The organism is Hafnia sp. (assembly GCF_036648275.1).
GTDB lineage: Bacteria > Pseudomonadota > Gammaproteobacteria > Enterobacterales > Enterobacteriaceae > Hafnia > Hafnia alvei.
On record NZ_JAVXIQ010000001.1, the window covers coordinates 407,843 to 434,437 of the forward strand.

The following is a 26,595-nucleotide window of genomic DNA, read 5'->3' on the forward strand; positions in this document are numbered from 1 at the left end:
GCGTTGTGTACCCAGATTATGCGTTCCGCATCAAGAAAGAGGGGTATGGCAAGGTTTTCCTGTTTGAAAACAACAACGCCAGCCATAAACCATGCCGCAAGGCACCATGGAGATAATAAGCAGATGAAAAACTGGAAAGTAAGCGCCGAGTCAATCATGACAGCCGGCCCGGTTGTACCTGTAATCGTTATTAAAAAAATTGAGCAGGCTGTGCCTTTGGCTAAAGCGTTGGTTGCCGGTGGCGTTCGTGTGCTGGAAGTGACCCTGCGTACCGAGTGTGCGGTTGAGGCTATTCGCCTGATCGCCAAAGAAGTTCCAGAAGCTATCGTAGGCGCGGGTACCGTTACCAACGCTAAGCAGTTGGCTGACGTCACCGAAGCCGGTGCTCAGTTTGCAATTAGCCCAGGCCTAACCGCTGATTTGCTGAAAGCAGCAACTGCCGGTTCAATCCCACTGATCCCAGGTATCAGCACCGTGTCAGAACTGATGCTGGGTATGGATCACGGTCTGAAAGAATTCAAATTCTTCCCAGCCGAAGCTAACGGCGGCGTTAAAGCATTGCAAGCTATCGCGGGTCCATTCTCTCATGTCCGTTTCTGCCCAACTGGTGGTATCAATCCACAAAACTATCGTGACTATCTGGCACTGAAAAGCGTGCTGTGCATCGGTGGTTCTTGGTTGATCCCTAACGATGCTTTGGACAACGGCGACTACGCACGTATCACTGAACTGGCTAAAGAAGCGGTTGCAGGTGCAAAAGCGTAAAATATTTTGACCATTTTTTGTGAGCACAAAAAGCGTTGTTTTATGCACGCTGCATAATAGTTAAGCAACGCTAACTCGTTGAGGCTCCACAGAAATCAAGCCATCCATTTAGGGTGGCTTTCTTTTTTAATTACCTAACTTGCTTATTTATATTCATTTTTCTGTGAAAACTTGCAAAAAGGCGGTTTGCTTAATAAAATTGCCTATGATACAAATAATGCAGTTAATTAAACCTGATGAGGACACTGAACAAACCGTATGGTAGGGAGTAGGTACGGGGGGAAGATGTAAACTATTATGAAAACTCACAATCGCTTGATGATTAAAACTTCTACATATCTCTTATTCATTTCTACAACGCTTTCTAGTGAACATCACTGGTGTAGCGAGCTTTAGCTTCTTTCTCCACTTACGGTAGCTGATAAAACCAGCGACTCAGCCAGATGTTGTCTGCGTTTATCCTAACCGAATAATTCTTACCGATCCGTATTTAACATCGGAACGCCAATGATGGTTTTCTGCAATGTTATTTAGCCTTACTGCGCCTATTTTCAAGCCTGATAGGGTTAAAAATTAAAAAATAACGGGTCGAATAAAAAATAAAACTCTGTGGAGAGAAAAATGATTTATTGGATCTTTTTGGCATGTGCCATCGCGGCCGAAATTATCGGTACGCTATCAATGAAGTGGGCGAGTCTGAGCGGCGGCATGACGGGCAATATCGTTATGCTGGTGATGATCACCATCTCTTATATCTTACTTTCTTTTGCGGTGAAGCGTGTTGCCTTAGGCGTTGCTTACGCACTGTGGGAAGGTATCGGTATTCTGTTTATTACCTTGTTCAGCGTAATGTGGTTTGACGAAAGTATGTCCCTGATGAAATTGATGGGCTTGGTTACGCTGATTGCGGGTATCGCGCTGGTTAAGTCGGGTACGGTAAAAACTAAAAAACCATCTGCCAAAACAGGTGAACAAAAAAGCGCCGTAGCGATGAAAAACAAACCTGCGCAAACAAAAACTAACGTAGGAGGCAATCATGCAACAGCTTGAGTGGTTCCATATCGCGTGGTTAGCATTTGCTGTCGTATTAGAAATTTTAGCTAATATCTTCCTGAAATGGTCAGACGGTTTCCGCCGTATTTGGATGGGGTTACTGTCGTTGGCCGCGGTGTTGGGTGCATTTAGCTCCCTGTCACAGGCGGTGAAAGGCATCGAACTGTCCGTGGCGTATGCGCTGTGGGGCGGTTTTGGTATCGCGGCAACGGTCGCTGCTGGCTGGATACTGTTCGGTCAGCGTTTGAATAAAAAAGGTTGGGCGGGGTTAACCCTGCTGCTGGCTGGCATGATTATGATTAAGCTGGCGTAACGACAGATTAGCCGCACAAAAAAGCCGCTCAATATGCTGAGCGGCTTTTTTTATGCGCACATTAACGTGCCGCGATAATCTTGATTTCAACTTTGTATTTAGGGTTCATCAATTTGGCCTGAACGGTACAGCGCACTGGCGCTTTGCCTGCGGGCACCCAAGCATCCCACGCGGCGTTCATCGCCTGAAAGTCGTCGCCATCAGCCAAGAAAATGGTGGCATCAAGAATGCGGGTTTTATCCGTGCCCAACTGATTCAAGATCATATCAATAGCGGCTAAGGCGTTGGCGGTCTGTGACGTTGCATCATCGTCCAGATTTTCAGGAACGCTGGTGTAATAGATAGTGTCGTTGAAGACAGTGGCGTCAGACCAGCGTTTTTCTGGATTGATACGTTCGATAGACATTAGTAACTCCTTGTAGGTTCTACAACATGACAATCCGTTGAGTATATAGAAAACGGATGAAAAACACTGCTTTCAGTGGCAAGTATGTGGCATTCTCAAAGAGAGAGACAGGAACTAAAAAATATAAGGAGTCACAGATGACCGTATTATTGCAAATCGACTTTAAAATGCCGGGAGAAATGCTAGGTGACCGCTTGGCCGAAATGGCAACGCCGTTGGCGCAGAGCATCACGCAAGAGCCGGGTTTTATCTCAAAAATCTGGACTGAAAATGTAGATGCCGGTGAAGCCGGCGGTATTTACCTGTTCAGCGATAAAACCAGTGCAGAGCAATACGCCGCTATGCACATCAAACGAGTGGCACAGATGGGCGCGACCGATATTCGCAGCCGCATTTTTGATATTAACGTTCCTCTAACGCATATCACGCGTGGGAATCTTAAACCGGCAAGCTAAGTGATATTCGTATTGATGTTTCTATCAAGGCCGCCTTCGGGCGGCCTTAGTCATATATAGGCTTGCATCAAAGTAGGTGGTTGTTACTGTCAACACTTGGCATAATCACGCCTTCACAAAAAGAAAGAGAGGCTGTGTGACAGACGATTTCGCGCCCGATGGCATTCTAACTAAAGCGATACGGGGTTTTAAACCGCGTGAAGCACAACAACATATGGCCGAAGCTGTCACCAAAGCGATTCAATTCAAAGAAGAGTTAGTGGTTGAAGCGGGAACCGGAACGGGGAAAACCTATGCTTATTTGGTTCCGGCCCTGCGTTCTGGCGCAAAGGTGATTATCTCTACCGGTTCTAAAGCGCTACAGGATCAGCTCTATGCCCGCGATTTGCCCACCGTTCGTGATGCGTTAAAGTTCACGGGAAAGCTGGCTTTACTGAAAGGGCGTTCGAACTATTTGTGTCTTGAGCGTTTAGAGCAGCAATCAATGGTGGGTGGCGAACTGGCTTCTGATGCGCTATCCGACCTTATGCACCTGCGCGGATGGTCAATCCAAACGGAAGACGGTGACGTGAGTAACTGCCATGGCGTATCGGAAGACAGTACAATCTGGCCACTCGTCACCAGCACCAATGACAACTGTTTGGGCAGCGACTGTCCACAATACAAAGATTGTTTCGTCGTTAAAGCACGTCGTCGGGCGATGGATGCTGACATCATCGTGGTGAACCATCATCTATTTTTAGCCGATCTGGTGGTGAAAGAAACTGGATTTGGCGAGCTTATCCCTGATGCCGACGTGATGATTTTCGATGAAGCCCATCAGCTACCTGATATCGCCAGCCAGTATTTCGGCCAGCAATTGACCAGCCGCCAACTGATGGATTTGGCCAAAGACATTACGATTGCCTACCGAACAGAAGTCCGTGACACCGCACAGCTGCAAAAATGCGCCGACAGATTAAGCCAGAGTGCCCAAGATTTTCGCTTGGCGCTGGGCGATCCCGGCTATCGCGGGAATTTACGCGAGGCTTTAGCATTGCCAGAAGTGCAGCGTGCGCTGGTGTTGCTCGATGATGCTTTAGAGCTCTGCTATGACGTAGTGAAAATGTCCCTCGGGCGTTCAGCGTTACTCGATGCCGCTTTTGAGCGAGCCACGCTATATCGTAACCGCTTGAAGCGCCTGCGCGATGTGTCGATTCCGGGCTATAGCTATTGGTATGAATGCAACTCGCGCCATTTTGTCATGGCGCTGACGCCGCTCACCGTGGCGGAAAAATTCAGTGAAGTCATGAAAGAGAAGCCAGGTTCATGGATCTTCACCTCTGCAACGCTGGCGGTGAACGACGATGTTTCTCATTTCACGGCGCGGTTAGGTTTAAATAAAGCCAAAAGCCTACTCCTGCCGAGCCCGTTTGATTACGCCAACCAAGCGATGCTGTGCGTGCCTCGATTTTTGCCCACGCCGAATCAGCGTGGCGCGGCGCGACAACTGGCAAGAATGTTAAGGCCGGTGATTGAGGCTAACGAAGGGCGCTGTTTCTTCCTGTGTACGTCACACGCCATGATGCGTGATTTAGCGGAAGAGTTTCGAGCAACTATGACGCTGCCAGTACTATTGCAAGGTGAAACCAGTAAGCCTCGTTTACTGGCTGAGTTCGTTGCTGCGGGTAACGCATTGTTAGTCGCAACCAGCAGTTTCTGGGAAGGCGTTGACGTGCGCGGTGATACATTATCCTGCGTAATTATCGATAAGCTCCCGTTTACCTCACCGGACGATCCGTTGCTCAAAGCGCGTATTGAAGACTGTCGTATTCGCGGCGGCGATCCTTTTGCTGAAGTGCAATTGCCTGATGCGGTGATAACGCTCAAACAGGGGGTGGGGCGTTTAATTCGCGACACCAGCGATCGTGGCGTGGTGATTATTTGCGATAACCGCTTAGTCATGCGGCCATACGGTGAAGTTTTCCTGAATAGCTTACCGCCTGCGCCGCGAACGCGAGATCTGAATAAGGTGATTACGTTCCTTAAAGCCGGTAGCCAACCCGCGATCGATTAACTTTTCTCAGTGAGATGGAGCACCGCAAGGTGTTTCATCTCTGTTCCGCTGCGAGCTTTATCGCTCATCTCGATTTATTCAGCGCATCAAACCCTTCAGAAGCATCAAAACACAGGCTGTGCTATGATCCGCATCCTGATTTTTCTTTATTCATTCACTGTCCCGCCCGAGGTTGGCATGTCCACGCGAATTTTAGCGATCGATACGGCAACAGAAGCCTGTTCTGTTGCACTCTGGAATAATGGCGAAAAACATGCGCTGTTTGAAATCTGTCCACGCGAGCACACGCAGCGTATTTTGCCCATGGTGCAGCAAGTGTTGGCTGAGTCAGGCGTTACGCTGAATCAACTGGACGCATTGGCTTTTGGCCGTGGTCCGGGCAGTTTTACCGGCGTACGTATTGGCATCGGCATTGCTCAAGGGCTAGCGATGGGCGCTGAATTGCCGATGATTGGCGTTTCCACTCTGGCCACCATGGCGCAGGGCGCGTTTCGCGTAACCGGAGCCACTCAGGTATTAGCCGCTATTGATGCCCGCATGGGTGAAGTCTATTGGGGACAATACCAGCGACAAGATAATGGTGTGTGGGTTGGTGAGAGCACTGAAGCCGTGCTAACGCCCGATCGCGCACAGCAGAACATCATGGCGTTAAGCGGTGACTGGGCACACGTTGGAACTGGTTGGGGGACTTATCCTGATATGGCGTCTGATACTGCGATTCACTTGATTGACGGCCAGATGTTGCTCCCACAGGCTGAAGACATGTTGCCTCTTGCGCTGGCCGATTTTGCCTTAGGCAACGTCACGGCGGTAGAAAATGCACAGCCAACTTATTTACGTAATGAAGTGACATGGAAAAAACTACCGGGGCGTGAATAATTCAGGCAACTTCTGTCTAAACTAATAGTCATAAGAACAAGATAGTTAGTTTTTGGAGAATAAAATATGCCTTCAATGCAATGGGTTCGTCGGTTAGTCAGCGTGGCGATCGTTTGTAGCCCGCTGTTGTTGTCTGGGTGTGTCACGATCCCGGACTCAATCAAAGGCACGTCGGCCACACCGCAGCAGAATTTCGTTGCGGTTCATAACGCGCCGGCTCTGTATGTTGGGCAGGAATCACGCTTTGGCGGTACCGTGGTTAACGTGATTAACCAGAAAGACGCCACGATGTTAGAGATTGCGGTGATGCCATTGGATGACACCGCAAGACCTATCCTGAATCAGCCTTCGGTTGGGCGTTTGATTGCCAAAAGCGCTACATTCTTGGATCCGGTTGATTTCAAAGGTCAGCTAGTGACGGTCGTTGGGCCGCTTACCGGCAGCGTCGATGGTAAAATAGGTAAGACACCGTATACCTTTGTCACGATGGACGTACAGGGTTATCAGCGTTGGCATATCACTCAGGAAATCGTAATGCCGCCACAGCCGTTTGGCCCGTGGGATTATGGTTATGGTGCTTACGGTCGCGGTGGCTTCTGGGGGCCAGGCTTTGGTCCCGGCTGGGGTTGGTATAACCCAGGCCCTGCCAGAGTGCAAAGCGTGGTAACAGAGAATTAATCTGCTCACGCGTTTAACTATCGACTGATTAAAACAAAGCCCCGATTTCGGGGCTTTGTCATTTCAGGTGCTTGCTGATTAACGGCCTTTTTTCTTACGCCCAGGCTGGGTAAAACGCTTACGTGAAGCGGCATCTCCCGCACCTTTAGCGGCGGTTTTTGGCCCTTTAGCCGGAGCGCTTTTAGCTGCTGCGGGTTTTGCCTTCGGTTTCGCTTTCTTCGCTGGTTTGGCTTCAGAAGAAGAATCTTCAATAGATTTAAACAGCTCGATAAGTTCATCGTCGGTTAAATCTCGCCATTCGCCCAGCGGCAGGCCTGCAAGGCTGACGTTCATAATGCGGGTACGCTCGAGCTTGGTAACCTCGAAGCCAAAATGTTCACACATACGGCGAATTTGGCGGTTCAAGCCCTGAACTAAAGTGATACGAAACACAAATGGCGCTTCTTTTTTCACTTTGCACTTCTTCGTGACCGTACCGAGGATCGGTACCCCCGCGCCCATGCCACGAATAAATTCATCGGTTACCGGTTTATTCACGGTGACCAGGTACTCTTTTTCATGATCATTACCGGCGCGCAGAATTTTATTGACTAGATCGCCGTGGTTGGTGAGGAAGATGATGCCCTGTGAATCTTTGTCTAAGCGACCAATGGGAAAAACGCGGGTGCTGTGGTTGACGTAATCCACGATATTATCTTTCTCACCGTTCTCCGTGGTGCTCACAATGCCAACGGGTTTGTTGAGCGCAATCAGCACGAGGTCGTCGGCGTCACGAGGTTCAATCAACTGGCCATTAACTTTCACGACGTCACCCGCGAAAACCTGATCGCCAATTCCGGCACGTTTACCGTTAATAAAAACATGCCCTTGCTCAATGTAGCGATCGGCGTCGCGTCGTGAGCAAATGCCACTTTCACTGATGTATTTGTTCAGACGAGTCGATGAGTTGGTCAGCATGGTTCCCTCCGATAAAAAGCGGAATATACATGAGTTGAGCTCCGATACGAACCGCGATTTATCACTTCTTGAAATATTGAGTGTTGCATTGGTCACAGTCGCCATCTAGGTATGCAATTACAGCGGAAAAAATAAGCATATGAATAATGCTGGTCACTTAAGCTCGATTTTAGGGGGGAGCACCCCGCGGTGTGGTAGACCCGTGTATCTCGATCTCTTAAACGATCAGCATTAAGCATATTGACGTTTTTTTAGACTAAAAAATCGCTAATTTTACAAAAAGTTACTCTTTTTGGTATTATATCCACAGCGGCCACGAGGCCGCTTTTTGTTTTTATAGCGGTCTGCCCATTTCTCTACGCTGGGTAAGATCAGAGCAAAAGCCATTTTAGTGATGCATATCGCAACCTGAAAATTGTTTACACATGAACTGGTACGCTGAGTTAAAATTTTGTTAAACATTAGATATTGTTCTGTTGTTTCTCATGGCTAACGGTTCAGGTGTGCGATGCAAACGATGCTTAAACAAGATAACAATAATTACGGGAGAACGACCTTGGAAAAGGTTTGGCTGAAACGATATCCGGCAGATGTTCCTGCGGAAATCGATCCTGATCAATACACCTCTCTGGTGGAGATGTTCGAGCAGTCGGTGGCGCGTTTTGCTGACCAGCCTGCGTTCATCAACATGGGGCAGGTGATGACCTTCCGTAAGCTTGAAGAGCGTAGCCGTGCATTTGCGGCCTATTTGCAAAATGAGTTAGGGCTGAAGAAGGGTGACCGCGTTGCGTTGATGATGCCTAATCTGCTGCAATATCCCATTGCGCTGTTTGGCGTGCTTCGTGCGGGGATGGTTGTGGTTAACGTTAACCCGCTTTACACCCCACGAGAATTAGAACATCAGCTGAATGACAGCGGTGCCAGCGCGATTGTGATCGTCTCTAACTTTGCGCATACGCTGGAGAAAGTCGTCTTCAATACGCAGGTGAAGCATGTCATTTTGACCCGTATGGGCGACCAGCTGTCGGCGGCAAAAGGGACGCTGGTTAACTTTGTGGTGAAGTATATTAAGCGGCTGGTGCCCAAATATAACTTACCCGATGCGATTTCTTTCCGCTCGGCGTTACAACGTGGGCGGCGCCAACAGTATATCAAGCCAGATATCACCAATAATGACCTCGCATTTTTGCAATACACCGGCGGTACTACCGGCGTTGCGAAAGGCGCGATGCTAACGCATCGAAATATGCAGGCTAACCTGATCCAATCGCGTGCGGCATATGGCCCATTGCTGAATGAAGGCCATGAGCTGGTGGTGACGGCGCTGCCGCTGTACCACATTTTTGCTTTAACCGTGAACTGCCTGCTGTTTATTGAGATGGGTGGCTGCAATCTGATGATCACCAACCCGCGCGATATTCCTGCCGTGGTGAAAGAGCTCAGCCGCTATCCATTTACGGCGTTAACGGGTGTCAATACGCTGTTTAATGCGTTGCTCAATAACGAAGATTTCCGTGAGTTGGATTTCTCCACGTTACGGTTGTCAGTCGGCGGCGGGATGTCAGTTCAGCGTTCGGTAGCCGAAAAGTGGGAAAAATTAACCGGACGCCATTTGCTGGAAGGATATGGATTGACGGAGTGCGCGCCATTGGTTTCAGGCAATCCGTACGACTTGAAGCACTATAGTGGCAGTATCGGCCTTCCGGTTCCTTCTACCGATGTGCGTTTGGTCGATGATAACGGCAATGAAGTCCCGCACGGTGAGGCAGGGGAGCTACAAGTGAAAGGGCCACAGGTGATGCTTGGTTACTGGCAGCGTCCTGAGGCGACCGACGAAATTCTTAAAGACGGTTGGCTATCTACCGGCGATGTTGTCACCATCGATGATGAGGGCTTCTTACGCATTGTCGATCGCAAAAAAGATATGATATTAGTATCTGGTTTCAATGTTTATCCGAATGAAATCGAAGAAGTGGTCTCAATGCATGATAAAGTGCTTGAGTGCGCGGCAATCGGTGTTCCGAACGGGGCTTCTGGCGAGATGGTTAAAATCTGCGTTGTGAAGAAAGATCCCTCTCTGACTCGCGATGAGCTGATTGCACACTGTCGTAAACATCTCACGGGCTATAAAGTTCCGAAGAAGGTGGAGTTTTACGATGAGTTGCCAAAGTCTAACGTAGGGAAAATCCTACGCAGAAAATTGCGTGAGGAGCAAGCGGCCTCGCAGGAAAGCGCCGTATAGCTTCTCATTATTCTGAGCCGATAAACGTTGACGCCGGTTGCTACCGGCGTCGTTGTTTGTACCGACTAACTCAGCTGGCGTTTTGATGACGCCAGAAATATGAAAATGAGAATGATGTTTTGAATTATCAGTTAATTACCACCAGTAGCGAACTTAAGCAGGTTTGCGAGCAAGCAAGCCGCCACACTTACATTGCGCTAGACACCGAATTTGTTCGTACCCGCACCTACTATCCTCAGTTAGGCCTAATTCAGCTTTTTGATGGCGAAACGTTGTCGCTGATCGACCCGTTGCCAATTACCGACTGGCAGCCCTTCGTTGAACTGCTGAAAAATCCCGACGTTACAAAGCTTCTGCATGCAGGTAGCGAAGATCTGGAGGTTTTTATCCATGATTTTCAGACGCTGCCAACGCCAATGATCGATACGCAGATTTTAGCTGCCTTCACGGGCCGCCCGCTTTCCTGTGGGTTTGCCGCGATGGTGAATGAGTATTTACAGGTTGAATTAGACAAAAGTGAATCCCGCACTGACTGGTTGGCGCGTCCGCTGACCGAGCGCCAATGTGAGTACGCTGCTGCCGATGTTTTCTATCTGTTGCCGCTTGCACATAAGCTTATTGCGGAAGTGGCTGAGGCTGGCTGGACGGATGCCGCAAATGACGAATGCTTGGCCCTGTGTCGTCGTCGCCAAGAAGTGGTGGAACCTGCGTTAGCCTATCGTGATATTACCAACGCTTGGCAGCTGCGTACGCGCCAGCTAGCGTGTTTACAGAAACTGGCTGAGTGGCGTATCAATCAAGCTAGGCAGCGTGACATGGCGGTTAATTTCGTGGTGCGTGAAGAGAACCTGTGGCAGGTTGCGCGCTATCTACCGACCTCTCAAGGCGAACTAGGCGAGCTGGGGTTGAGTGGCCCTGAGATCCGTTTCCATGGAAAAACGCTGGTGGCAATGGTGGCTGAGTCCGCCAATATCCCTGAGTCTGAATGGCCACAGCCGGTTGAACGATTAGTTGATCACAGTGGTTATAAGCATGCGTTTAAAGAGCTAAAAGCCGTAGTGCAAAACGCGGCTGAACGTAGCGGGTTAACGGCGGAACTGATCGCTTCGCGTAGACAAATAAACGCACTGCTAAGCTGGCACTGGAAGCTGAAAGAAGAACAGCCTGACTTACTTCAAGGCTGGAGAGCGGATTTGCTTGGCGAGCAGGTTAGGGCCATTTTGGCTACCTTGTGATCGTCTTGACAATCGAGCAATATAAATAAAGACAGCTATTGGCTGTCTTTATTTTTTTCGAACATATCAGAAAATGAATCAATAATATAAAAACAAAACTTATAGAAAGTAGTCTATGTGAATATTCTCAATATTCATTGGTGCATTAATTAATATTAGGAATAATCTTGATAATAGCTATTTTTGAGATAATTACTTATTAAAAGGTCTGTTTATATATACAGGCGTTCCCTTATATTTCTATAAGAGAACGTCAGAATGATAAAATCATTTAGCTGCTTCTTCTGCTTCAGGTAAGGTCACATTAAGCTCTAATACCGAAATATCATCGCCTTTTTGTTCAAACTGTACCGTCAGCATTTCTGGATCTATCTGCACGTATTTGCAGATTACAGCCAAGATATCTCGTTTTAACTGGGGCAAATATTGTGGCTCACTATCACCGCGACGTCGCTCCGCAACAATAATTTGCAGCCGTTCCTTGGCTATATTGGCTGTCGGCTTTTTGCGCGACAGGAAGAAATCAAGTAATGCCATGTTTTATCCCCCGAACAGGCGTTTCAGGAAGCCTTTTTTCTCTTCTTCAACAAATCGGAATGCACGTTCTTCGCCCAGCAAGCGATCGACCATGTCTTGGTAAGCCTGACCGGCGTCTGACTCTTTATCCAGTATAACAGGTTCGCCTTGGTTTGATGCGCGCAGTACGGATGGGCTTTCTGGGATCACGCCAACCAACGGGATGCGCAGAATATCTAACACATCTTCCATGCTCAGCATGTCACCACGGCTCACGCGGCCTGGGTTGTAGCGGGTCAGCAGCAGATGCTCTTTGATTGGATCTTCGCCTTTTTCTGCACGGCGAGATTTTGACGCCAAAATGCCGAGGATGCGGTCAGAGTCACGTACAGACGACACTTCTGGGTTAGTGGTAATGATGGCTTCATCAGCGAAATACAGCGCCATTAGTGCGCCAGTTTCGATACCTGCTGGTGAATCACAGACGATAAAGTCAAAGTCCATCGTGCCGAGATCGTTTAAGACCTTCTCAACGCCTTCGTGCGTTAAGGCATCTTTGTCGCGAGTTTGTGAGGCCGGGAGAATGTAGAGGTTTTCTGTACGCTTATCTTTGATTAACGCCTGATTAAGAGTGGCATCACCTTGAATCACGTTAACAAAATCATACACCACACGACGCTCACAGCCCATGATCAGGTCTAGATTACGCAGACCGATATCAAAGTCGATAACAACGGTCTTTTTACCTTTTTGGGCCAAACCGGTAGCGATGGCTGCGCTAGATGTGGTTTTACCAACGCCCCCTTTACCGGATGTAACAACAATAATGCGTGCCATGTATATGGGTTCCTTGTCGAAGGGCCTAGAATAGAGGTTGTATAGTTAAGGCACTGTCACTCAAATTGAGTCTGGCAGCCTGCCCATAAAAAGCTTCAGGGATTTGATCGCTCAGCCAGTACTGACCGGCGATAGACACCAGTTCAGCGGCAAGGTGAGCACAAAAAATCTGACTGGATGTATCTCCGCTGGCTCCTGCAAGGGCGCGTCCGCGCATCATGCCGTAAATATGGATATTGCCATCGGCGATCACTTCGGCACCCGCGCTGACGCTGCTGGTGACAATCAAATCACAGTCTCGTGCATATATCTGCTGTCCAGACCGAACCGGCGTACTCAAAATACGGGTTTTAACCGGTGCGGGTGGCTCGGGTAACGCGACGGGCGCACTTTTCTTAATACCTTTCCCTTCACTTAGCAAAGGCAAGCCTGCACGCGTTACAGCACGTTTAAGCCCTTCATCGGTGCAACCACTTACGCCAATGACATGCAGCCCAGCTTCGGTAATGGCCTGTTGTAATTTCTGCCAGCTTGCGCCTTCAGGGACGTTAGCAATATTAATAACAACAGGGGCATTTTTCAAAAAAGCGGGCGCTTGCTCGACTTTTTCGATTAATGCCTCACGTATTACCTCCGGTTGCGAATTATGCAAATGAACAACCGAAAGGGTAAAACTGCTGCCTTTTAGTTCTATTGGCGATTGTGACATCTATCCTGACTCAGTTTCAGCAACTTTAAATCCCCGGAATAACCACACAGGGGGTAATATTCCGATGTACATTAAGCATGTTATAGTCAGTGCTATATCTAGGCAAGTCGCCGTCTGAATTAATTAGAGTGAAAAAATGATTTGTACCATTTACAGAAGTTCAAAACGCGATCAGACCTATCTTTATGTCGAAAAAAGAGACGATTTCTCATCGGTGCCTGAAGAACTGATGAAAAGTTTTGGCCAACCGCAATTAGCCATGATGATCGATTTAGAGAGTAAAAAGAAACTAGGCTCTGCCGACATTGAAAAAGTCAAAAGTGCTTTAAAAGAGCAAGGGTATTATTTACAGCTGCCTCCGCCGCCCGAAAGTTTGCTAAAAATGCATTTTGAGCAAACTAAAAAATCCTCTGGCGAATGAATAGTGTGATGATATTCACATAAATATAGAGCGCCGAGCTATCTCGGCGCAAATCCATTGAAGTGTTGATGATTGCGGCTGTAGTTTCATAACTGGTTTCATAACTAGCTTCATATGTACTTTATATAAGAAGGGCAGGAAGCTCAGATGTCGTTGGCGTCTCGATTCTCGCTTCAGATTATGTATGCCCCATGGAATAACGTGGCGATAGCATCGCGTTGTGTATAACCACAGGAGAAGTCTATGTATCAACATCGTGATTGGCAGGGCGCTTTGCTAGAGCTTCCTGTCAGTAAAGTGGTTTGCGTTGGCAGTAACTACGGCGATCACATCAAAGAAATGGGTGGTATGCAGGCACCAGAGCCGGTGTTATTTATCAAACCGGAAACGGCGCTTTGTGATATTCGCCAGCCTGTTGCCATCCCGAAAGATTTTGGTTCTGTTCATCATGAGATTGAATTGGCCATCCTGATTGGCACACCGCTGAAGCAGGCTAATGAAGATCGTGTGGCACGCGCTATTGCAGGTTACGGAGTTGCCTTAGATCTTACGCTGCGTGATATTCAGGCTGAATGCAAAAAAGCAGGACGTCCTTGGGAAAAGGCGAAAGCCTTCGATGGTTCTTGCCCCATTTCTGGATTCATCCCTGAATCTGAGTTTGGCGACCCGCAAAATGCTGAACTAAGCTTAAGCATCAACGGCGCTATTCGTCAGCAAGGCAACACGCGTGACATGATAACGCCGATTCTGCCGCTGATAAGCTATATGAGCCGCTACTTTACTCTGCGTGCGGGCGATATTATTTTGACCGGAACCCCACAGGGCGTTGGGCCTTTAGTCTCTGGCGATATGCTAACGTTATCCATCAATGGTAACTCATTGAGTACTCGCATTATCTAGCCAGTAGCGTCCTTACTAAGCACAGTTTTAGTAAGGACAAAACTTGCATCTCACCGCCAAAGCGTCTATATAGTGCAGCCCAACTGTAATTATCGGACACACAAGCATGACAACTCTCCCTTTCTGGCAAGAAAAAACATTAGCTGAAATGAGCAATGATGAATGGGAATCACTTTGTGATGGTTGTGGGCAGTGCTGCTTGCATAAACTGCAAGACGAAGATACCGACGAAATCTACTTCACCAACGTTGCATGTAACCTACTCAACATCAAAACGTGCCAATGTCGTCATTATGAGCGTCGTTTTGAGTATGAAGAAGACTGTATCAAGCTAACGCGCGAAAATCTTGAAACCTTCGAATGGCTTCCTCCTACCTGCGCCTATCGGATGGTTCACGAAGGCAAAGACTTACCAGAATGGCATCCCCTCAAAGTGGGCTCTAAGAAAGCGATGCACGCCGAGCGGATCTCCGTGCGTTACATTGCCGTGCGCGAGAGTGAAGTTAGCGATTGGGAAGACCACATTATGAATAAACCTTTCTGGGCAACCAATGGGTCTGATTCTTAATATTAAATTTGTAGATAACGAGAAAAAAGCCAGCAGCTGGTTTAATTAATAATAGACTTTAAATATTATTAGTTGTGCGAGTTCTTCTGAAAGATAAAAAGCCTGATAGATTTCTTCGAGTTTTATTCGTTGATAATCTTCAGGCTTTTTTGCGTTAAATTTTCACTGAATGGTTAACTTAAAGATGCTGTAACCGCTCAACCGAGAGTATATGCAGGTCTTTCGCACTGGCGCTAAGGTATTGCGCCACGTCAATCAGCGCGGCCTCTAAAACCTCGCCATCCTCCTTACTCAATGTGGCTTGCCCGTTCATAATGAAATCATGCACTTCGTTGTTTGATCTGTAGATAACTTTGAATTGATGCATCATAGGTTAGCTCTCTGAATGTGGGATGTTATCACTCAAGATTAGAGGGCTGAAGCGAGGGATTCAAGGATGCTAGGATAAATAGGCTGGTAACTGTGACAACTAACCTGATTTGCGCCAATGTGAAGTCGGCGGGGCATAAAAAAAAGCACCTTAACAGGTGCTTTTGTCTTTCAAAGAGATCGTTAGCGACCAAACAAATCGCGGCGTTTTGGCTTCACAAACTGCGCAATGAACACCAATGCGGCAACCAACAAGAACGCAGCAAAAATGCCGACTAACCATTGTGGCATCTCTAACGTCAGAAACTCCCACTGACGCACTGAACAGTCACCTGATGCCGAGAAAATGCCCGGAGCCCATTTGTCTAACGGTAACCACGAAGGGAAGGAGACAAAGAAATCACAGGTGACAAACGGCGATGGATGTAGCTGAATCATGGTGTGCTTCCATGCCAGCATCAAGCCCTCATAGGCGCTATAAATCCAGATTAGGATAGCAACCCAACGTAGCGGCGTTTTAGGCGCAATGGCGCCAACAATGCCTGCGCCCATAATGCCAAACAATGCACAGCGCTCATAAATGCATAATACGCAAGGCTTTAATAGCATGACATGCTGGAAATACAGCGCGACCAACTCAAATATTAATGCGGTGATGGCTAAAAGTGCCCAAGCTCCGCGACCACGAGAACAACCATTTAAAAATTGCAACATATCAGATCCATTCCATGCCACAGCTAGATGTGCGCAGTGTAAACGATATTGTCTTACCTGCCAGCTATTAGATTGAAAAACTAGTCATTGTTTAAGTATTAATGATGTTGCTAATTAACACTCGACAATACCTCATTGACCGGCGGTAAAGACAGCCAATGCCACTGGTAAAACAGCTGAGTCACCGGTTCTAATGTGAACTGGACGCAGGCTAACCCAACAAGTGTCATTACAACGGTATAAGGCAGAGCCATCCACACCATCCGCCCATATGATAAACGAATGAGAGGGGAGAGCGCTGACGTTAATAAGAACAAGAACGCGGCTTGACCGTTTGGCGTTGCCACCGATGGTAAATTCGTACCGGTATTGATCGCAACGGCCAGCATCTCAAACTGTTTAAGTGAGATCGCGCCAGATTCCAATGCCGCTTTCGCCTCATGAATATACACCGTACCCACGAACACGTTGTCTGAAATAGACGAAAGTAGACCATTAAACAGATAAAAAAGCGTTAATTGATGTTCAGGTGAGGCCTGAAGCACAAAATGAATGACCGGTGAGAATAGCTGCTGGTCGATAATAACGGCGACGACGGCAAAAAATACGGTCAACAGCGCGGTAAAAGGCAGTGACTCCTGAAAGGCCTTGCCAATGGCGTGTTCATCGGTAACGCCACAAAATGCCGTGGCTAATACGATAACACTCAGGCCAATCAAACCTACCTCGGCCAGATGGAACGCCAGCGCGGTGATCAGCCAAATACCAATTAATGCCTGAATAAACAGTTTTTGGCGTTCCTGACGGGTGCGCTTCCGTGTAGCGTTATGATCGTATTCACGTAGAACTTGGCGAACGCGTTTTGGCAAGCGGGTGCCGTAGCCAAATATGTGAAACCGCTCAACCAAATAGCAGGTCATGATCCCACAAATAAACACGGGCACGGTGACGGGAGCCATACGTAATAGAAAGGAAACAAAATCCCAGTCAGCGCTTTTAGCAATAATTAGGTTCTGTGGTTCACCGACCATCGTCATGACGCCGCCGAGCGCGGTACCCACACCTGCGTGCATCATGAGGCTACGTAAGAAAGATCTAAACTGATTTAAGATCGCGCGTCGGCCTGCATTTTGAAGGTGACTGTCATCATTAAGCGCCAATGATTCATCGATGCCTGAAGCGACTTTATGATAGATGCCGTAAAACCCAACGGCGACGCTGATGACAACCGCGATGACCGTCAGAGCATCGAGAAACGCAGATAGAAAGGCTGAAGCAATACAAAAAGCTAATGAGAGTGCGATTTTTGAACGGATGTTCAGCAGCAGCTTGGTAAATACAAACAGCAGCAACTGCTTCATAAAATAGATACCCGCTACCATGAAAATCAGCAGCAGTACGACCTCTATATTAGCAGCCACCTCGTGCTTAACTTTTTCCGCCGTGGTCATTCCGATGAGAATAGCTTCAAAAGCGAGCAGGCCACCAGGAAGCAGGGGATAGCATTTTAGCGCCATGGCTAGGGTGAAAATAAATTCAGCAACCAGAAGCCATCCAGCCGCAAATGGGCTGACAAAAAAGAATACCAGTGGATTCACCAGCAGAAAGAGCAGAATGGTTATTTTGTACCAGTCTGGTGCGTTACCGAGAAAATTTTTGCTGAAAGCCTGAGAAAATGTGGTGTTCATAACAACTCTGCACCCAAAATTTGAACAAACAGATAGAATATTTTAATGCGAAGCTCTGACTATACTCTTTTTGTTCTGTGACGTAAAAGTAGACGGAAATAAAATAATTCCTTTAAAATCATTTTATTATTATGGTTTTTTATCTGGAGAATTTATGTCTGTGCAGAATATGAACATGGAGGTAGCGTTTTACCTGCGTGGATAACGCCGCTATACTGCGTTTATTGATCTAGCGAGGTATTCTGTATGAACGAAGATATTTTTGATTTTGACATTGACGCTCAGCTTGAGCAGGCTGAAAAGCGTGCGCAGGAAAAAGCCAATGAAGTCCCTGTTGAGCTGAATGATGAAGCCGACTGTGAAGGCTGTAAAATCTAGTAGCAGTGAACACAAAAAACCGCCGTTTAGGCGGTTTTTTTATATGCACATCACAATAGCCTAATAGGCTTCTCTGATATCGCCAATCACGGTTTGTGTCACCGGCAATGCAATATTGAGATCGCCCATGGCGCTCATTGCTGGCAGAGAGATATTGAGATCGCCAACGTCAGGGGATTTTCCATCCTCTAAAGCGGAAGCTTCTACTGACTGTTGATAATGTGGTTCAGACTTAGGCTGAGGTTTCCGGAAAAAACGCGGCATACCGCTGCCGCCATAGACCGTCACCAGTAGGGCGGAAGTCGTCAACACACAGGATGCGCTAATCAAAATACCTGCAAGATCCATACTGTCCTCTGAACTCGATTGATAACGATTGTTATTTTAACTCTCATATCTATCAGCAATCCAGATCTAATTGAGTTTTATTCTTATTTGCTAATGAGGTGTTAATTGTTGAAGGCGGCTTTTACATAGAAATGCAGGTGTGTAACATAATTACCGCATAAAATTGAGGTTATTTTTGTGATGGATGATCTATTGTTTCGTGGAATCCCGAGCATCAACGCTATATCAGCCATAGGCGATCTGGTATGATGAGCGCCATGTTATTAGTGGAATATCGTCGTTACGGAACGTCAACAATATGGTTATTAAGGCGCAGAGTCCAGCAGGGTTTGCAGAAGAGTATATCATTGAAAGCATTTGGAATAATCGCTTTGCACCTGGATCAATCTTACCGGCAGAGCGTGAGCTGTCTGAGCTCATTGGTGTCACGCGCACCACGCTACGTGAGGTTCTACAGCGATTAGCTCGAGATGGTTGGTTAACTATTCAGCATGGTAAACCAACAAAAGTGAATAATTTCTGGGAAACCTCAGGTTTAAATATTCTGGAAACATTAGCTCGTCTCGATCACGATAGTGTTCCGCAGCTTATTGATAATCTATTATCTGTACGTACCAATATTGCCTCTATCTTTATTCGTACAGCGGTGCGTCAGCATCCAGATAAAGTACAGGAGATCTTGGCCCAGGCAGAGACTGTGGACGATCACGCAGAAGCTTTCACGGATTTGGACTACGGAATTTTCCGTGGGCTAGCCTTTGCTTCTGGCAATCCTATCTACGGCCTCATCCTTAATGGTTTGAAAGGATTGTATACCCGCGTAGGGCGTTATTACTTCTCAAATCCAGAAGCGCGCAAATTGGCATTAACCTTTTATGCCAAGCTGAGCCAGCTGTGCCACGAGCAGAACTATGAGAAAGTCATGGAATATGTGCGTAACTATGGCAAAGACAGCGGTGCTATCTGGCATAGCATGCAGGGATCAATCCCGAGCGATTTGGCGGAAGGCCGTCGCTAGTTGATTGGGTCGCATAGAGAATAAAACAAAGGGCGCATGATGCGCCCTTTTTGCGTTCTATGATGAGAAAACGGTCAAAGCTGATTGGGTCGAGCAGGGCAGCGCTCCAGCAGTTCGACGTTGCCATCATCATTAAGCTGCTCTAAATACACATCGAATCCCCATAGACGATGCAGATGTTTTAACACTTCGCGGCGGCCTTTATCTAGCGGAGCTCGATTATGCGGCACATAACGCAGCGTTAATGAGCGGTCACCGCGCAGCGCGACATTCCATACCTGAATATTCGGTTCGTGGTTACTCAAATTATACTGCGCCGACAATTGCTCACGGATGCGGCGATAGCCCTCTTCATTATGAATCGCATCGATTTCCAGATAGTTATTCCGGTCATCATCTAACACGGTAAAAAGCCTAAAATCGCGCATCAGCTTCGGTGATAAGAACTGGCTGATAAAGCTCTCATCTTTAAAATCACGCATGGCGAAGTGCAGCGTATCTAGCCAATCCGTGCCGGCGATAGCGGGGAACCAATGGCGATCCTCTTCGGTCGGATTTTGACAAATTCGTTTGATATCTTGGAACATGGCAAAGCCTAACGCATAGGGATTAATGCCGTTGTAATAGGGGCTGTTGTACGCCGGTTGATACACCACGTTGGTATGGCTGTGCAAAAACTCCAGCATAAAACGGTCACTGACCAGATTTTCGTCATAGAGATGATTCAAAATCGTGTAGTGCCAGAAGGTGGCCCAACCCTCATTCATCACCTGAGTCTGTTTTTGCGGATAAAAATACTGGCTCACTTTACGCACGATGCGCACGATCTCTCTCTGCCAAGGCTCTAACAGCGGGGCGTTTTTCTCTAAGAAATAGAGAATATTTTCCTGCGGCTCGCTGGGAAAACGGGCGGCCTCAACCGCATGCTCTTCACGCTCGCGGCGCGGCAATGTTTTCCACAGCTCGTTAACTTGGCTTTGCAAATATTCTTCGCGCGATTTCTGGCGCGCAATTTCATCTTCCATGGATATTTTTTGCGGACGTTTATAGCGGTCGACGCCGTAGTTCATCAGCGCATGGCATGAGTCCAGTAGGCGCTCAACCTCATCAACGCCGTAACGCTCTTCACATTGAGTAATGTAATGGCGAGCAAAGAGCAGATAATCCACGATCGAACTCGCATCTGTCCAACTACGAAAGAGATAGTTGTTCTTAAAAAATGAGTTATGCCCATAGCAGGCATGTGCCATCACCAGCGCCTGCATAGTGATGGTGTTTTCTTCCATCAAATAAGCGATGCAAGGGTTAGAGTTGATGACAATTTCATACGCCAGACCTTGCTGACCATGCTTATACAGCTGCTCGGTTTCGATAAACTTTTTACCGAAGGACCAATGGGTATAGTTGATAGGCATACCAACGCTGGAATAGGCGTCCATCATCTGTTCGGCGGTGATCACCTCAATCTGATGCGGATAAGTGTCCAGTCGGTAGTGTTTAGCAACCCGATCGATTTGATCTAGATAATCCTGTAGCAACGGAAATGTCCAATCAGGACCATCACTTAATGTGGTGGCTTCCCGTGCCTGCTTACGAGTTGAAATAGTCATTAGCGCATCTCCCGACGAAACATGATTGTCAGTGGACTTTTTGTCAGTGGACTTTTTGTCAGTGGATCTGTCAGACATGCAGACCCTGTAACAAGCGTAGCTCAAGGGAGAAAAAGCGAAATGTTTTGTCGTGCTACCAATCACTTAAAGTGACGAAAACACGTTATCAGAAAGGTTTTTTGCTGGCTGGAAACCTCTCAATTGATAGTTTTTTGCTCTGAAAATATCGCCTTATCTCAGCATTAAACTTCACTCGTAACGCTGTTCCTAGTGACGATATGACTAAGCCAATTGCAACGCAGTTGCTCAGTTAATTTTGTAGTTAACGAAATGAAAATCGCCACTTTATGCTGGCGTTTAGTTAGCTGGTAGATGCATGTAGCTGTTTGATGGTTATCAAACAAAAGAAGTCACTGTGAGTCACATTTATACAACATAAAGTAAAGTTCGATGACCAGCGGGGCAATTTAGAATGTCATATGCTTAATAGTAATGTTACAGATGTGTAAATTCAATAATAATATTGAATCTTATATTTCAATGAGTTAGTGATTATTATCTGTATGTGGAGAAATGAGGCTCTTTACCTGAAGTCTATGAATAATCGTGATTTCATTCACACTTGCGTCAAGAAATGTTGGATAGGTTTTTATATTTGGTTATTTTTATGTAACTAGAATATTGTGCTTTTAATCATCGGGATGCGGAGTCGTCTATGCGTGTTATCGTGCTGGGTAGTGGAGTCGTCGGCGTGGCGAGCGCTTGGTATCTGGCGCAGGCTGGCCATGATGTTGTGGTGTTAGATCGTCAAGATGGCCCCGCACTGGAAACCAGTGCGGCTAACGCTGGGCAAATCTCTCCGGGCTATGCGGCTCCTTGGGCTGCGCCAGGCGTTCCGTTGAAAGCGATTAAATGGATGTTCCAGCGCCATGCGCCGCTGGCGATCCGTTTGGATGGCACCAGCGATCAGCTGCGCTGGATGTGGCAAATGCTGCGCAACTGCGATAGCTCTCACTATGCGCTGAATAAATCTCGCATGGTGCGCTTGTCTGAGTACAGCCGCGATTGTTTAAAAGCATTGAGGGCGGAAACCAATATTCATTATGAAGGCCGCCAAAAAGGGACGCTGCAATTGTTCCGCACCGAGCAGCAATTTGAGAATGCGGCGCGTGATATTGAAGTGTTAAAGGATGCCGGTGTTCCTTATCGTTTGATGAAAGCGAGTGAGTTAGGTTCGGTTGAACCGGCACTGGCGCAGGTTCAGCACAAACTCACCGGTGGTTTGCAGTTACCCAATGATGAAACCGGCGACTGCCAGCTGTTTACCCAGCAATTGGCCGCCATGGCGCAGCGTGCAGGCGTAGAGTTTCGTTTTAATGTATCAATTGATCGTTTGCTCAAAGAGGGCAACCAGATCACCGGCATTCAGTGCGGCAACGACGTTATTACTGGTGATGCCTATGTAGTGGCATTAGGTTCTTATTCTACCGCTCTGCTACATGACATGCTGGCAATCCCGGTTTATCCGCTGAAAGGCTACTCGCTGACCATTCCTATCACCAATCCTGATGGTGCACCGGTATCTACCGTACTCGATGAAACGTATAAGATTGCGATTACTCGTTTCGACCAACGCATTCGCGTAGGGGGAATGGCGGAAATCGTCGGTTTCAATACTAACCTCTTGGATGCGCGTCGTAAGACTTTGGAAATGGTGGTTCGCGATCTTTATCCAAACGGTGGGAATATTGAGCAAGCCAAATTCTGGACAGGCTTACGCCCGATGACGCCAGATGGCACGCCAATGGTTGGCAAAACGCCGATTAAAAACCTGTACTTAAACACCGGACATGGAACATTAGGCTGGACGATGGCCTGTGGCTCAGGGCAGTTGCTGGCTGATATTATTTCAGGCGTCACTCCGGCTATACCTTCGGAAGATCTTTCAGTTGCCCGCTACGACAAACGTTTTCATCAGCAAAGCGGCCGTAGCTTAAGCGATATCCATACCGCACATTAATAAAAAATAGCGCGTTTATGGGGGCTGTTTATGCGCTCATAAACGCTGCGGTTCACCTGCATTTTGCTTTAATTTCACAGGAGAGGGCTATGCCTCGCCCCATTCACGCTACGGTACATCTCTCGGCGCTGACCCATAATTTGCGTCAGATACGCCAGCAAACTCGCGGCGCTAAGATTTGGTCAGTGGTTAAAGCCAACGCCTACGGTCACGGCCTCGGTAGAGTATGGCCAGCGTTAAAAGAAACGGATGGCTTTGCGTTGTTGGATATCGATGAAGCGATCTTGTTGCGTAAGCAGGGCTGGGATGGGCCGATTCTGCTGCTTGAAGGTTTTTTCCACGCGCAGGATTTAGCGCTTATCGATCAATATCGACTGACTACGGTGATTCACTGTGAGCATCAGTTGCAGATGTTACAGCACGCACCGTTGAGCCAACCGATCGATATCTATCTCAAAGTTAATTCTGGCATGCATCGGCTTGGTTTTATGCCTGAGAATTTGATGGCGGCCTATCATTCTGCCCGTGCGTTACCTCATGTGGGGCAAGTCACTTTGATGACCCACTTTGCGAATGCTGATAACCATCTTGGCGTTGAGCCACAGCTTGCCGCGTTTAACGCAGCTTGCGCAGATATTTCGGCACCGCGCTGTTTAGCTAATTCCGCAGCCGTGCTTTGGCATCCGCATACGCATGCAGACTGGGTTCGGCCGGGAGTTGTTTTATATGGCGCATCGCCAACTGGGCGCTGGCAGGATATTGCTGACGCCAATTTACAGCCGGCGATGGGCTTATATAGTGAAATTATTGCGATTCAAAATATGGCGTCTGGCGATGCTATTGGATACGGCAGCCGTTATCAGGCCAATCAACCACAGAGAGTCGGTATTGTGGCGTGCGGCTATGCCGATGGTTACCCAAGGCATACGCCATCGGGAACGCCGGTATGGGTGAACGGAATTCAAGCGTCTTTGTTGGGTGCGGTATCGATGGATATGCTCGCGGTGGATTTAACCGAACTGCCCGATGCGCAGATTGGTACATCCGTCGAACTGTGGGGGCAGAATCTGCCGGTTGACGATGTTGCTCAGTCTGCGGGAACGATTGGCTATGAACTTCTCTGTGCCGTAGCACAGAGAGTTCCAGTGATCATACGCTGATAGCACAAGAGCCGTAATCGACTTAGGCCTGATTAATCGACTTCACCCGGCCTTTAAGCTTGCTACTCAGCAATCGGGCGGATAAGGCCAATAGGCCACCGAGCAACATAACAATCGCCAGTGCAGGCTTAGCTGACATCGGCAACGCAATGGCGATTAACGCAATACTTGAACCGATCGCCATTTGCACAAAACCAACCAAGGCGGAAGCAATCCCCGCTTCGTCGGAATAAGGCTCCAGCGCATAGCTGGTGGCTGGCCCCATAATAAACGCTAATCCCGCACAGGCGCTGGCGACAGGTAACATATAGCTTAGCCAGTGTTGGCTTGCCGCCTCTGGTAATAAGTGCATGCCCGCAAATAAGCCTACGCAGCCTAATCCCATCAGAATGGTGCCCAGCATAAGACAGAATGGGCGACCCGCACGTTGAATCACTTTATTTGCTAACAGACTGACCAGCAAAATCCAGAAACCATTACCGCCAAAGATAAGTGAGAAAGTCAGCGGTGAAAGTTGGCCTTCCGTCATCAAAACGGTAGGCGCAAAGGAGACATAGGTGATCGCCATTCCCATTGCGCCCGCATTCACTAAGGCAAAGCGCAAAAAGCGACCGTTGCTGAGAATGCGTGCATATTGTTTTAGCGGTAAACCTGTGACCGGTTTGGTATCCGCAGGGCGAGTTTCGGGCAGCCAGATAGCCATAATGATGAAAACAACGACGGCATAGAATACCAAGAACCAGAATGGGGCTCGCCAGTTAAATAACTCTGCCAATATGCCGCCTAACAGCGGAGCCAAGGCCGGTACAATGTTGAGCGTTCCGTTGAGGAAACCATAGGCTTTTGCCGCCTCGTTGCCACTTAGACGGTCGCGAACACCGCTGAAACACACCACGCCGGTACAGCAAACGGCACAGCCTTGAACCACGCGGGCAATAACGAAAATATCGGAGGAGGTGGAAAGCGCCGCCAAAATGGAGCCCACGATGTAGAGCGAAATTCCCACCAGCGCGATAGGACGGCGACCAAATTTATCTACCAACGGGCCCGCAATAAGCTGACCCAGCCCCATCACTAATAAAAATAGGGAAATGGTGGACTGAATGACTTCGTTCTTAACCTGGAAATCAGCGGCAATGGCTGGGATAGTCGGCAGGAAAAGATCGATCCCCAAAGGACCAAACAAAACAAGCGTAAGCAGTAGCAGAATATAGTTTCGCATAATAATTTTTTTAATGGTGATTGGAAGTTAAGCAGGTGTTACTCATCCGTCATTTCGGAAGCTTTCCGATATTGTTTACTGATGATTTTCAAGCGCAGACGGTATCACACGTAGCGAACGGAAGATATCCGAGACATAGCGAGCCTGATGTTGAGCATCGTCCAGCGGCAGATGCGGTACGCCTTCAAAAGGCCGCGTTTTCTTAGGATCAAAGCCAAGCGTACGCGCTAGCGTGACCAAGGTACGCACATCCTGCGTGCGCCAAAAATCCCACGGACAGGTCATTTCAAGCTGACCATAGGCATGCTCCAGAATCGAACAATCGAACTCTTTTCCATTGCCCCATACATGAACTTTATCCGTTGTGTGAATTTGAATAAAGCGGCTGAATTGAGTCAGTGTTTTCTTTAGCGTTTCGGTACCGGAAAAGGCTTCTTTACGTGCTGCATCAGACTGCTGCGCCCACCATGCGACCGTATCTGCGCTGATGGTGCGATGTAGCTGTGGTTTCTGTGGGCTGACCTGAGCGGTAAAACTTTCGCCCAGCTCCCCCGTCATCGGCTCAAAAAATACGGCTGCTACGGAGAGGATCACCGAACTTGGCGTGGTATCCAACGTTTCAATATCTAGCATCAAATGGTGCATAGCGTAGCCTTTAACGACAAAAAGAGTGAAAAAAAGAGACAAAAATGCCCGCGTTCACGGGCATGGTCTGAAGGGATGAGGCGCGTTACACGTTGGCGCGGAAGATGGTTTCTTCACCCCAGTACAGCTCATCTTTATCTGTTTTAGAGAATGCTAATGGCAAGACTTCGTCGCTGCCTTCTTCCCAAATTTTTTCAGCTAATACTTCATCATTCTTAGCTAATTCGAAAATTGCGTGTGCGATTTCGACAGATGTCTGACGTAGACGCGCCCAATCGGCGATGTGATGTGGATCTGACATAACAGTCTCCTTAAAAACGAACGAAGTAACCTTATCTAGTATGAACTTGTTTTCGCTATTGGGTTAGTTTTGAGTGCGCAAGTGCTATAAATTTAATCACTTACCGCGGAGTGTTAGCTCGAAAATCAACCG

29 protein-coding genes are annotated in these 26,595 nt (G+C 47.7%); 16 read left to right on the forward strand and 13 right to left on the reverse strand.

The window, feature by feature from the left end; translation table 11 throughout:
• Positions 1-123 precede the first annotated feature (123 nt).
• The 3 genes from RSC70_RS02055 to mdtI all read left to right on the forward strand — a co-directional run bounded on the left by RSC70_RS02055 (position 124) and on the right by mdtI (position 2,131).
• Positions 124-765, forward strand: a complete 642-nt coding sequence (locus RSC70_RS02055; RefSeq protein ID WP_025801952.1) for a bifunctional 4-hydroxy-2-oxoglutarate aldolase/2-dehydro-3-deoxy-phosphogluconate aldolase — start codon at positions 124-126, stop codon at positions 763-765.
• A 621-nt stretch (positions 766-1,386) separates the two neighbouring features.
• Positions 1,387-1,815, forward strand: a complete 429-nt coding sequence (mdtJ, locus tag RSC70_RS02060; RefSeq protein WP_025801954.1) for a multidrug/spermidine efflux SMR transporter subunit MdtJ — start codon at positions 1,387-1,389, stop codon at positions 1,813-1,815.
• Positions 1,802-2,131, forward strand: a complete 330-nt coding sequence (mdtI, locus tag RSC70_RS02065; RefSeq protein ID WP_025801956.1) for a multidrug/spermidine efflux SMR transporter subunit MdtI — start codon at positions 1,802-1,804, stop codon at positions 2,129-2,131. The genes mdtJ and mdtI overlap by 14 nt, the downstream gene beginning before the upstream one ends.
• 61 nt (positions 2,132-2,192) lie before the next feature.
• On the opposite strand, the gene RSC70_RS02070 is transcribed toward mdtI, so the two are convergent.
• Complete coding sequence (locus RSC70_RS02070) at positions 2,193-2,537, reverse strand: RidA family protein (RefSeq protein ID WP_025801958.1); 345 nt, start codon at positions 2,535-2,537, stop codon at positions 2,193-2,195.
• 137 nt (positions 2,538-2,674) lie between these two features.
• Between RSC70_RS02070 and RSC70_RS02075 the strand changes: the two genes are divergently transcribed.
• The 4 genes from RSC70_RS02075 to RSC70_RS02090 all read left to right on the forward strand — a co-directional run bounded on the left by RSC70_RS02075 (position 2,675) and on the right by RSC70_RS02090 (position 6,605).
• A complete protein-coding gene (locus RSC70_RS02075) occupies positions 2,675-2,992 on the forward strand; it encodes a monooxygenase (protein WP_025801959.1) in 318 nt (105 codons plus the stop codon).
• 136 nt (positions 2,993-3,128) lie between these two features.
• Entirely contained in the window at positions 3,129-5,048 is a 1,920-nt protein-coding gene (locus RSC70_RS02080) for an ATP-dependent DNA helicase (RefSeq protein ID WP_282814623.1), read from the forward strand.
• Positions 5,049-5,225: 177 nt separating this feature from the next.
• A complete protein-coding gene (gene tsaB, locus RSC70_RS02085; RefSeq protein WP_046458145.1) occupies positions 5,226-5,927 on the forward strand; it encodes a tRNA (adenosine(37)-N6)-threonylcarbamoyltransferase complex dimerization subunit type 1 TsaB in 702 nt (233 codons plus the stop codon).
• A 66-nt stretch (positions 5,928-5,993) separates the two neighbouring features.
• Positions 5,994-6,605, forward strand: coding sequence for a Slp family lipoprotein (locus RSC70_RS02090; protein WP_103009604.1), 612 nt, complete (start codon positions 5,994-5,996; stop codon positions 6,603-6,605).
• Positions 6,606-6,683: 78 nt separating this feature from the next.
• On the opposite strand, the gene rluF is transcribed toward RSC70_RS02090, so the two are convergent.
• The gene (rluF, locus tag RSC70_RS02095) at positions 6,684-7,562 is read right to left on the reverse strand and encodes a 23S rRNA pseudouridine(2604) synthase RluF (RefSeq protein ID WP_046450201.1); all 879 of its coding nucleotides are present in this window, start codon (positions 7,560-7,562) and stop codon (positions 6,684-6,686) included.
• A gap of 556 nt (positions 7,563-8,118) precedes the next feature.
• Here rluF and fadD point away from each other — a divergent pair.
• Together fadD and rnd are read left to right on the forward strand one after the other, a co-directional pair.
• Entirely contained in the window at positions 8,119-9,804 is a 1,686-nt protein-coding gene (fadD, locus tag RSC70_RS02100) for a long-chain-fatty-acid--CoA ligase FadD (protein ID WP_025801968.1), read from the forward strand.
• Between the two features lie 119 nt (positions 9,805-9,923).
• Positions 9,924-11,039, forward strand: coding sequence for a ribonuclease D (rnd, locus tag RSC70_RS02105; protein WP_234618395.1), 1,116 nt, complete (start codon positions 9,924-9,926; stop codon positions 11,037-11,039).
• Between the two features lie 267 nt (positions 11,040-11,306).
• Here rnd and minE read toward each other — a convergent pair whose 3' ends face one another.
• Genes minE through minC form a run of 3 tightly spaced genes read right to left on the reverse strand, consistent with a single transcriptional unit; the run spans position 11,307 to position 13,101 of the window.
• Positions 11,307-11,576 carry a cell division topological specificity factor MinE gene (gene minE, locus RSC70_RS02110; protein WP_004090202.1) on the reverse strand — a complete coding sequence of 90 codons (270 nt, stop codon included), beginning with the start codon at positions 11,574-11,576 and terminating at the stop codon, positions 11,307-11,309.
• A gap of 3 nt (positions 11,577-11,579) precedes the next feature.
• Positions 11,580-12,392 (reverse strand): septum site-determining protein MinD, encoded by an 813-nt coding sequence (minD, locus tag RSC70_RS02115; protein WP_025801973.1) that lies wholly within the window; start codon positions 12,390-12,392, stop codon positions 11,580-11,582.
• A 25-nt stretch (positions 12,393-12,417) separates the two neighbouring features.
• Positions 12,418-13,101, reverse strand: a complete 684-nt coding sequence (minC, locus tag RSC70_RS02120) for a septum site-determining protein MinC (RefSeq protein ID WP_332541510.1) — start codon at positions 13,099-13,101, stop codon at positions 12,418-12,420.
• 136 nt (positions 13,102-13,237) lie between these two features.
• Here minC and RSC70_RS02125 point away from each other — a divergent pair, with 136 nt between their 5' ends.
• The 3 genes from RSC70_RS02125 (at position 13,238) to RSC70_RS02135 (ending at position 14,990) form a co-directional block, all read left to right on the forward strand.
• Entirely contained in the window at positions 13,238-13,522 is a 285-nt protein-coding gene (locus RSC70_RS02125) for a YcgL domain-containing protein (RefSeq protein ID WP_040045102.1), read from the forward strand.
• A 243-nt stretch (positions 13,523-13,765) separates the two neighbouring features.
• The gene (locus tag RSC70_RS02130; RefSeq protein WP_025801979.1) at positions 13,766-14,422 is read left to right on the forward strand and encodes a fumarylacetoacetate hydrolase family protein; all 657 of its coding nucleotides are present in this window, start codon (positions 13,766-13,768) and stop codon (positions 14,420-14,422) included.
• Positions 14,423-14,528: 106 nt separating this feature from the next.
• The gene (locus tag RSC70_RS02135; RefSeq protein WP_025801981.1) at positions 14,529-14,990 is read left to right on the forward strand and encodes a YcgN family cysteine cluster protein; all 462 of its coding nucleotides are present in this window, start codon (positions 14,529-14,531) and stop codon (positions 14,988-14,990) included.
• A gap of 178 nt (positions 14,991-15,168) precedes the next feature.
• Here the strand turns inward: RSC70_RS02135 and RSC70_RS02140 are convergent, their stop codons facing one another.
• The 3 genes from RSC70_RS02140 to nhaB form a co-directional block, all read right to left on the reverse strand.
• A complete protein-coding gene (locus tag RSC70_RS02140) occupies positions 15,169-15,360 on the reverse strand; it encodes a hypothetical protein (protein WP_025801989.1) in 192 nt (63 codons plus the stop codon).
• A 182-nt stretch (positions 15,361-15,542) separates the two neighbouring features.
• A complete protein-coding gene (gene dsbB / locus RSC70_RS02145) occupies positions 15,543-16,073 on the reverse strand; it encodes a disulfide bond formation protein DsbB (protein ID WP_063587270.1) in 531 nt (176 codons plus the stop codon).
• Positions 16,074-16,183: 110 nt separating this feature from the next.
• Positions 16,184-17,761: a sodium/proton antiporter NhaB gene (gene nhaB / locus RSC70_RS02150; protein WP_332541511.1), complete on the reverse strand. Its 1,578-nt coding sequence runs from the start codon at positions 17,759-17,761 to the stop codon at positions 16,184-16,186.
• A gap of 246 nt (positions 17,762-18,007) precedes the next feature.
• Here nhaB and RSC70_RS02155 point away from each other — a divergent pair, with 246 nt between their 5' ends.
• Entirely contained in the window at positions 18,008-18,139 is a 132-nt protein-coding gene (locus RSC70_RS02155) for a hypothetical protein (protein WP_004090179.1), read from the forward strand.
• Between the two features lie 60 nt (positions 18,140-18,199).
• Here the strand turns inward: RSC70_RS02155 and RSC70_RS02160 are convergent, their stop codons facing one another.
• The gene (locus RSC70_RS02160) at positions 18,200-18,487 is read right to left on the reverse strand and encodes a hypothetical protein (RefSeq protein ID WP_025801995.1); all 288 of its coding nucleotides are present in this window, start codon (positions 18,485-18,487) and stop codon (positions 18,200-18,202) included.
• Between the two features lie 298 nt (positions 18,488-18,785).
• Here RSC70_RS02160 and fadR point away from each other — a divergent pair, with 298 nt between their 5' ends.
• Positions 18,786-19,505: a fatty acid metabolism transcriptional regulator FadR gene (gene fadR, locus RSC70_RS02165; protein ID WP_025801997.1), complete on the forward strand. Its 720-nt coding sequence runs from the start codon at positions 18,786-18,788 to the stop codon at positions 19,503-19,505.
• A gap of 74 nt (positions 19,506-19,579) precedes the next feature.
• On the opposite strand, the gene RSC70_RS02170 is transcribed toward fadR, so the two are convergent.
• Positions 19,580-21,115 (reverse strand): SpoVR family protein, encoded by a 1,536-nt coding sequence (locus RSC70_RS02170; protein WP_040045095.1) that lies wholly within the window; start codon positions 21,113-21,115, stop codon positions 19,580-19,582.
• Between the two features lie 715 nt (positions 21,116-21,830).
• Between RSC70_RS02170 and RSC70_RS02175 the strand changes: the two genes are divergently transcribed.
• Both RSC70_RS02175 and dadX read left to right on the forward strand, forming a co-directional pair.
• The gene (locus tag RSC70_RS02175; protein ID WP_332541512.1) at positions 21,831-23,135 is read left to right on the forward strand and encodes a D-amino acid dehydrogenase; all 1,305 of its coding nucleotides are present in this window, start codon (positions 21,831-21,833) and stop codon (positions 23,133-23,135) included.
• 89 nt (positions 23,136-23,224) lie between these two features.
• Entirely contained in the window at positions 23,225-24,295 is a 1,071-nt protein-coding gene (gene dadX, locus RSC70_RS02180) for a catabolic alanine racemase DadX (protein WP_332541513.1), read from the forward strand.
• A 22-nt stretch (positions 24,296-24,317) separates the two neighbouring features.
• On the opposite strand, the gene RSC70_RS02185 is transcribed toward dadX, so the two are convergent.
• The 3 genes from RSC70_RS02185 to RSC70_RS02195 form a co-directional block, all read right to left on the reverse strand.
• Positions 24,318-25,517 carry a multidrug effflux MFS transporter gene (locus RSC70_RS02185; RefSeq protein ID WP_063587266.1) on the reverse strand — a complete coding sequence of 400 codons (1,200 nt, stop codon included), beginning with the start codon at positions 25,515-25,517 and terminating at the stop codon, positions 24,318-24,320.
• A gap of 75 nt (positions 25,518-25,592) precedes the next feature.
• Positions 25,593-26,162 carry a 3'-5' exonuclease gene (locus tag RSC70_RS02190; RefSeq protein ID WP_332541514.1) on the reverse strand — a complete coding sequence of 190 codons (570 nt, stop codon included), beginning with the start codon at positions 26,160-26,162 and terminating at the stop codon, positions 25,593-25,595.
• A gap of 85 nt (positions 26,163-26,247) precedes the next feature.
• Positions 26,248-26,463: a YccJ family protein gene (locus tag RSC70_RS02195; protein WP_025802010.1), complete on the reverse strand. Its 216-nt coding sequence runs from the start codon at positions 26,461-26,463 to the stop codon at positions 26,248-26,250.
• Positions 26,464-26,595 lie beyond the last annotated feature (132 nt).

Coding starts and splice junctions, on each gene's coding strand:
- RSC70_RS02055 (WP_025801952.1), top strand. CDS start 124: ATGAAAAACTGGAAAGTAAGCGCCGAGTCAATCATGACAGCCGGCCCG.
- mdtJ (WP_025801954.1), top strand. CDS start 1,387: ATGATTTATTGGATCTTTTTGGCATGTGCCATCGCGGCCGAAATTATC.
- mdtI (WP_025801956.1), top strand. CDS start 1,802: ATGCAACAGCTTGAGTGGTTCCATATCGCGTGGTTAGCATTTGCTGTC.
- RSC70_RS02070 (WP_025801958.1), bottom strand. CDS start 2,537: ATGTCTATCGAACGTATCAATCCAGAAAAACGCTGGTCTGACGCCACT.
- RSC70_RS02075 (WP_025801959.1), top strand. CDS start 2,675: ATGACCGTATTATTGCAAATCGACTTTAAAATGCCGGGAGAAATGCTA.
- tsaB (WP_046458145.1), top strand. CDS start 5,226: ATGTCCACGCGAATTTTAGCGATCGATACGGCAACAGAAGCCTGTTCT.
- RSC70_RS02090 (WP_103009604.1), top strand. CDS start 5,994: ATGCCTTCAATGCAATGGGTTCGTCGGTTAGTCAGCGTGGCGATCGTT.
- rluF (WP_046450201.1), bottom strand. CDS start 7,562: ATGCTGACCAACTCATCGACTCGTCTGAACAAATACATCAGTGAAAGT.
- minE (WP_004090202.1), bottom strand. CDS start 11,576: ATGGCATTACTTGATTTCTTCCTGTCGCGCAAAAAGCCGACAGCCAAT.
- minD (WP_025801973.1), bottom strand. CDS start 12,392: ATGGCACGCATTATTGTTGTTACATCCGGTAAAGGGGGCGTTGGTAAA.
- minC (WP_332541510.1), bottom strand. CDS start 13,101: ATGTCACAATCGCCAATAGAACTAAAAGGCAGCAGTTTTACCCTTTCG.
- RSC70_RS02125 (WP_040045102.1), top strand. CDS start 13,238: ATGATTTGTACCATTTACAGAAGTTCAAAACGCGATCAGACCTATCTT.
- RSC70_RS02130 (WP_025801979.1), top strand. CDS start 13,766: ATGTATCAACATCGTGATTGGCAGGGCGCTTTGCTAGAGCTTCCTGTC.
- RSC70_RS02135 (WP_025801981.1), top strand. CDS start 14,529: ATGACAACTCTCCCTTTCTGGCAAGAAAAAACATTAGCTGAAATGAGC.
- RSC70_RS02140 (WP_025801989.1), bottom strand. CDS start 15,360: ATGATGCATCAATTCAAAGTTATCTACAGATCAAACAACGAAGTGCAT.
- dsbB (WP_063587270.1), bottom strand. CDS start 16,073: ATGTTGCAATTTTTAAATGGTTGTTCTCGTGGTCGCGGAGCTTGGGCA.
- nhaB (WP_332541511.1), bottom strand. CDS start 17,761: ATGAACACCACATTTTCTCAGGCTTTCAGCAAAAATTTTCTCGGTAAC.
- RSC70_RS02155 (WP_004090179.1), top strand. CDS start 18,008: ATGAACGAAGATATTTTTGATTTTGACATTGACGCTCAGCTTGAGCAG.
- RSC70_RS02160 (WP_025801995.1), bottom strand. CDS start 18,487: ATGGATCTTGCAGGTATTTTGATTAGCGCATCCTGTGTGTTGACGACT.
- fadR (WP_025801997.1), top strand. CDS start 18,786: ATGGTTATTAAGGCGCAGAGTCCAGCAGGGTTTGCAGAAGAGTATATC.
- RSC70_RS02170 (WP_040045095.1), bottom strand. CDS start 21,115: ATGACTATTTCAACTCGTAAGCAGGCACGGGAAGCCACCACATTAAGT.
- RSC70_RS02175 (WP_332541512.1), top strand. CDS start 21,831: ATGCGTGTTATCGTGCTGGGTAGTGGAGTCGTCGGCGTGGCGAGCGCT.
- dadX (WP_332541513.1), top strand. CDS start 23,225: ATGCCTCGCCCCATTCACGCTACGGTACATCTCTCGGCGCTGACCCAT.
- RSC70_RS02185 (WP_063587266.1), bottom strand. CDS start 25,517: ATGCGAAACTATATTCTGCTACTGCTTACGCTTGTTTTGTTTGGTCCT.
- RSC70_RS02190 (WP_332541514.1), bottom strand. CDS start 26,162: ATGCACCATTTGATGCTAGATATTGAAACGTTGGATACCACGCCAAGT.
- RSC70_RS02195 (WP_025802010.1), bottom strand. CDS start 26,463: ATGTCAGATCCACATCACATCGCCGATTGGGCGCGTCTACGTCAGACA.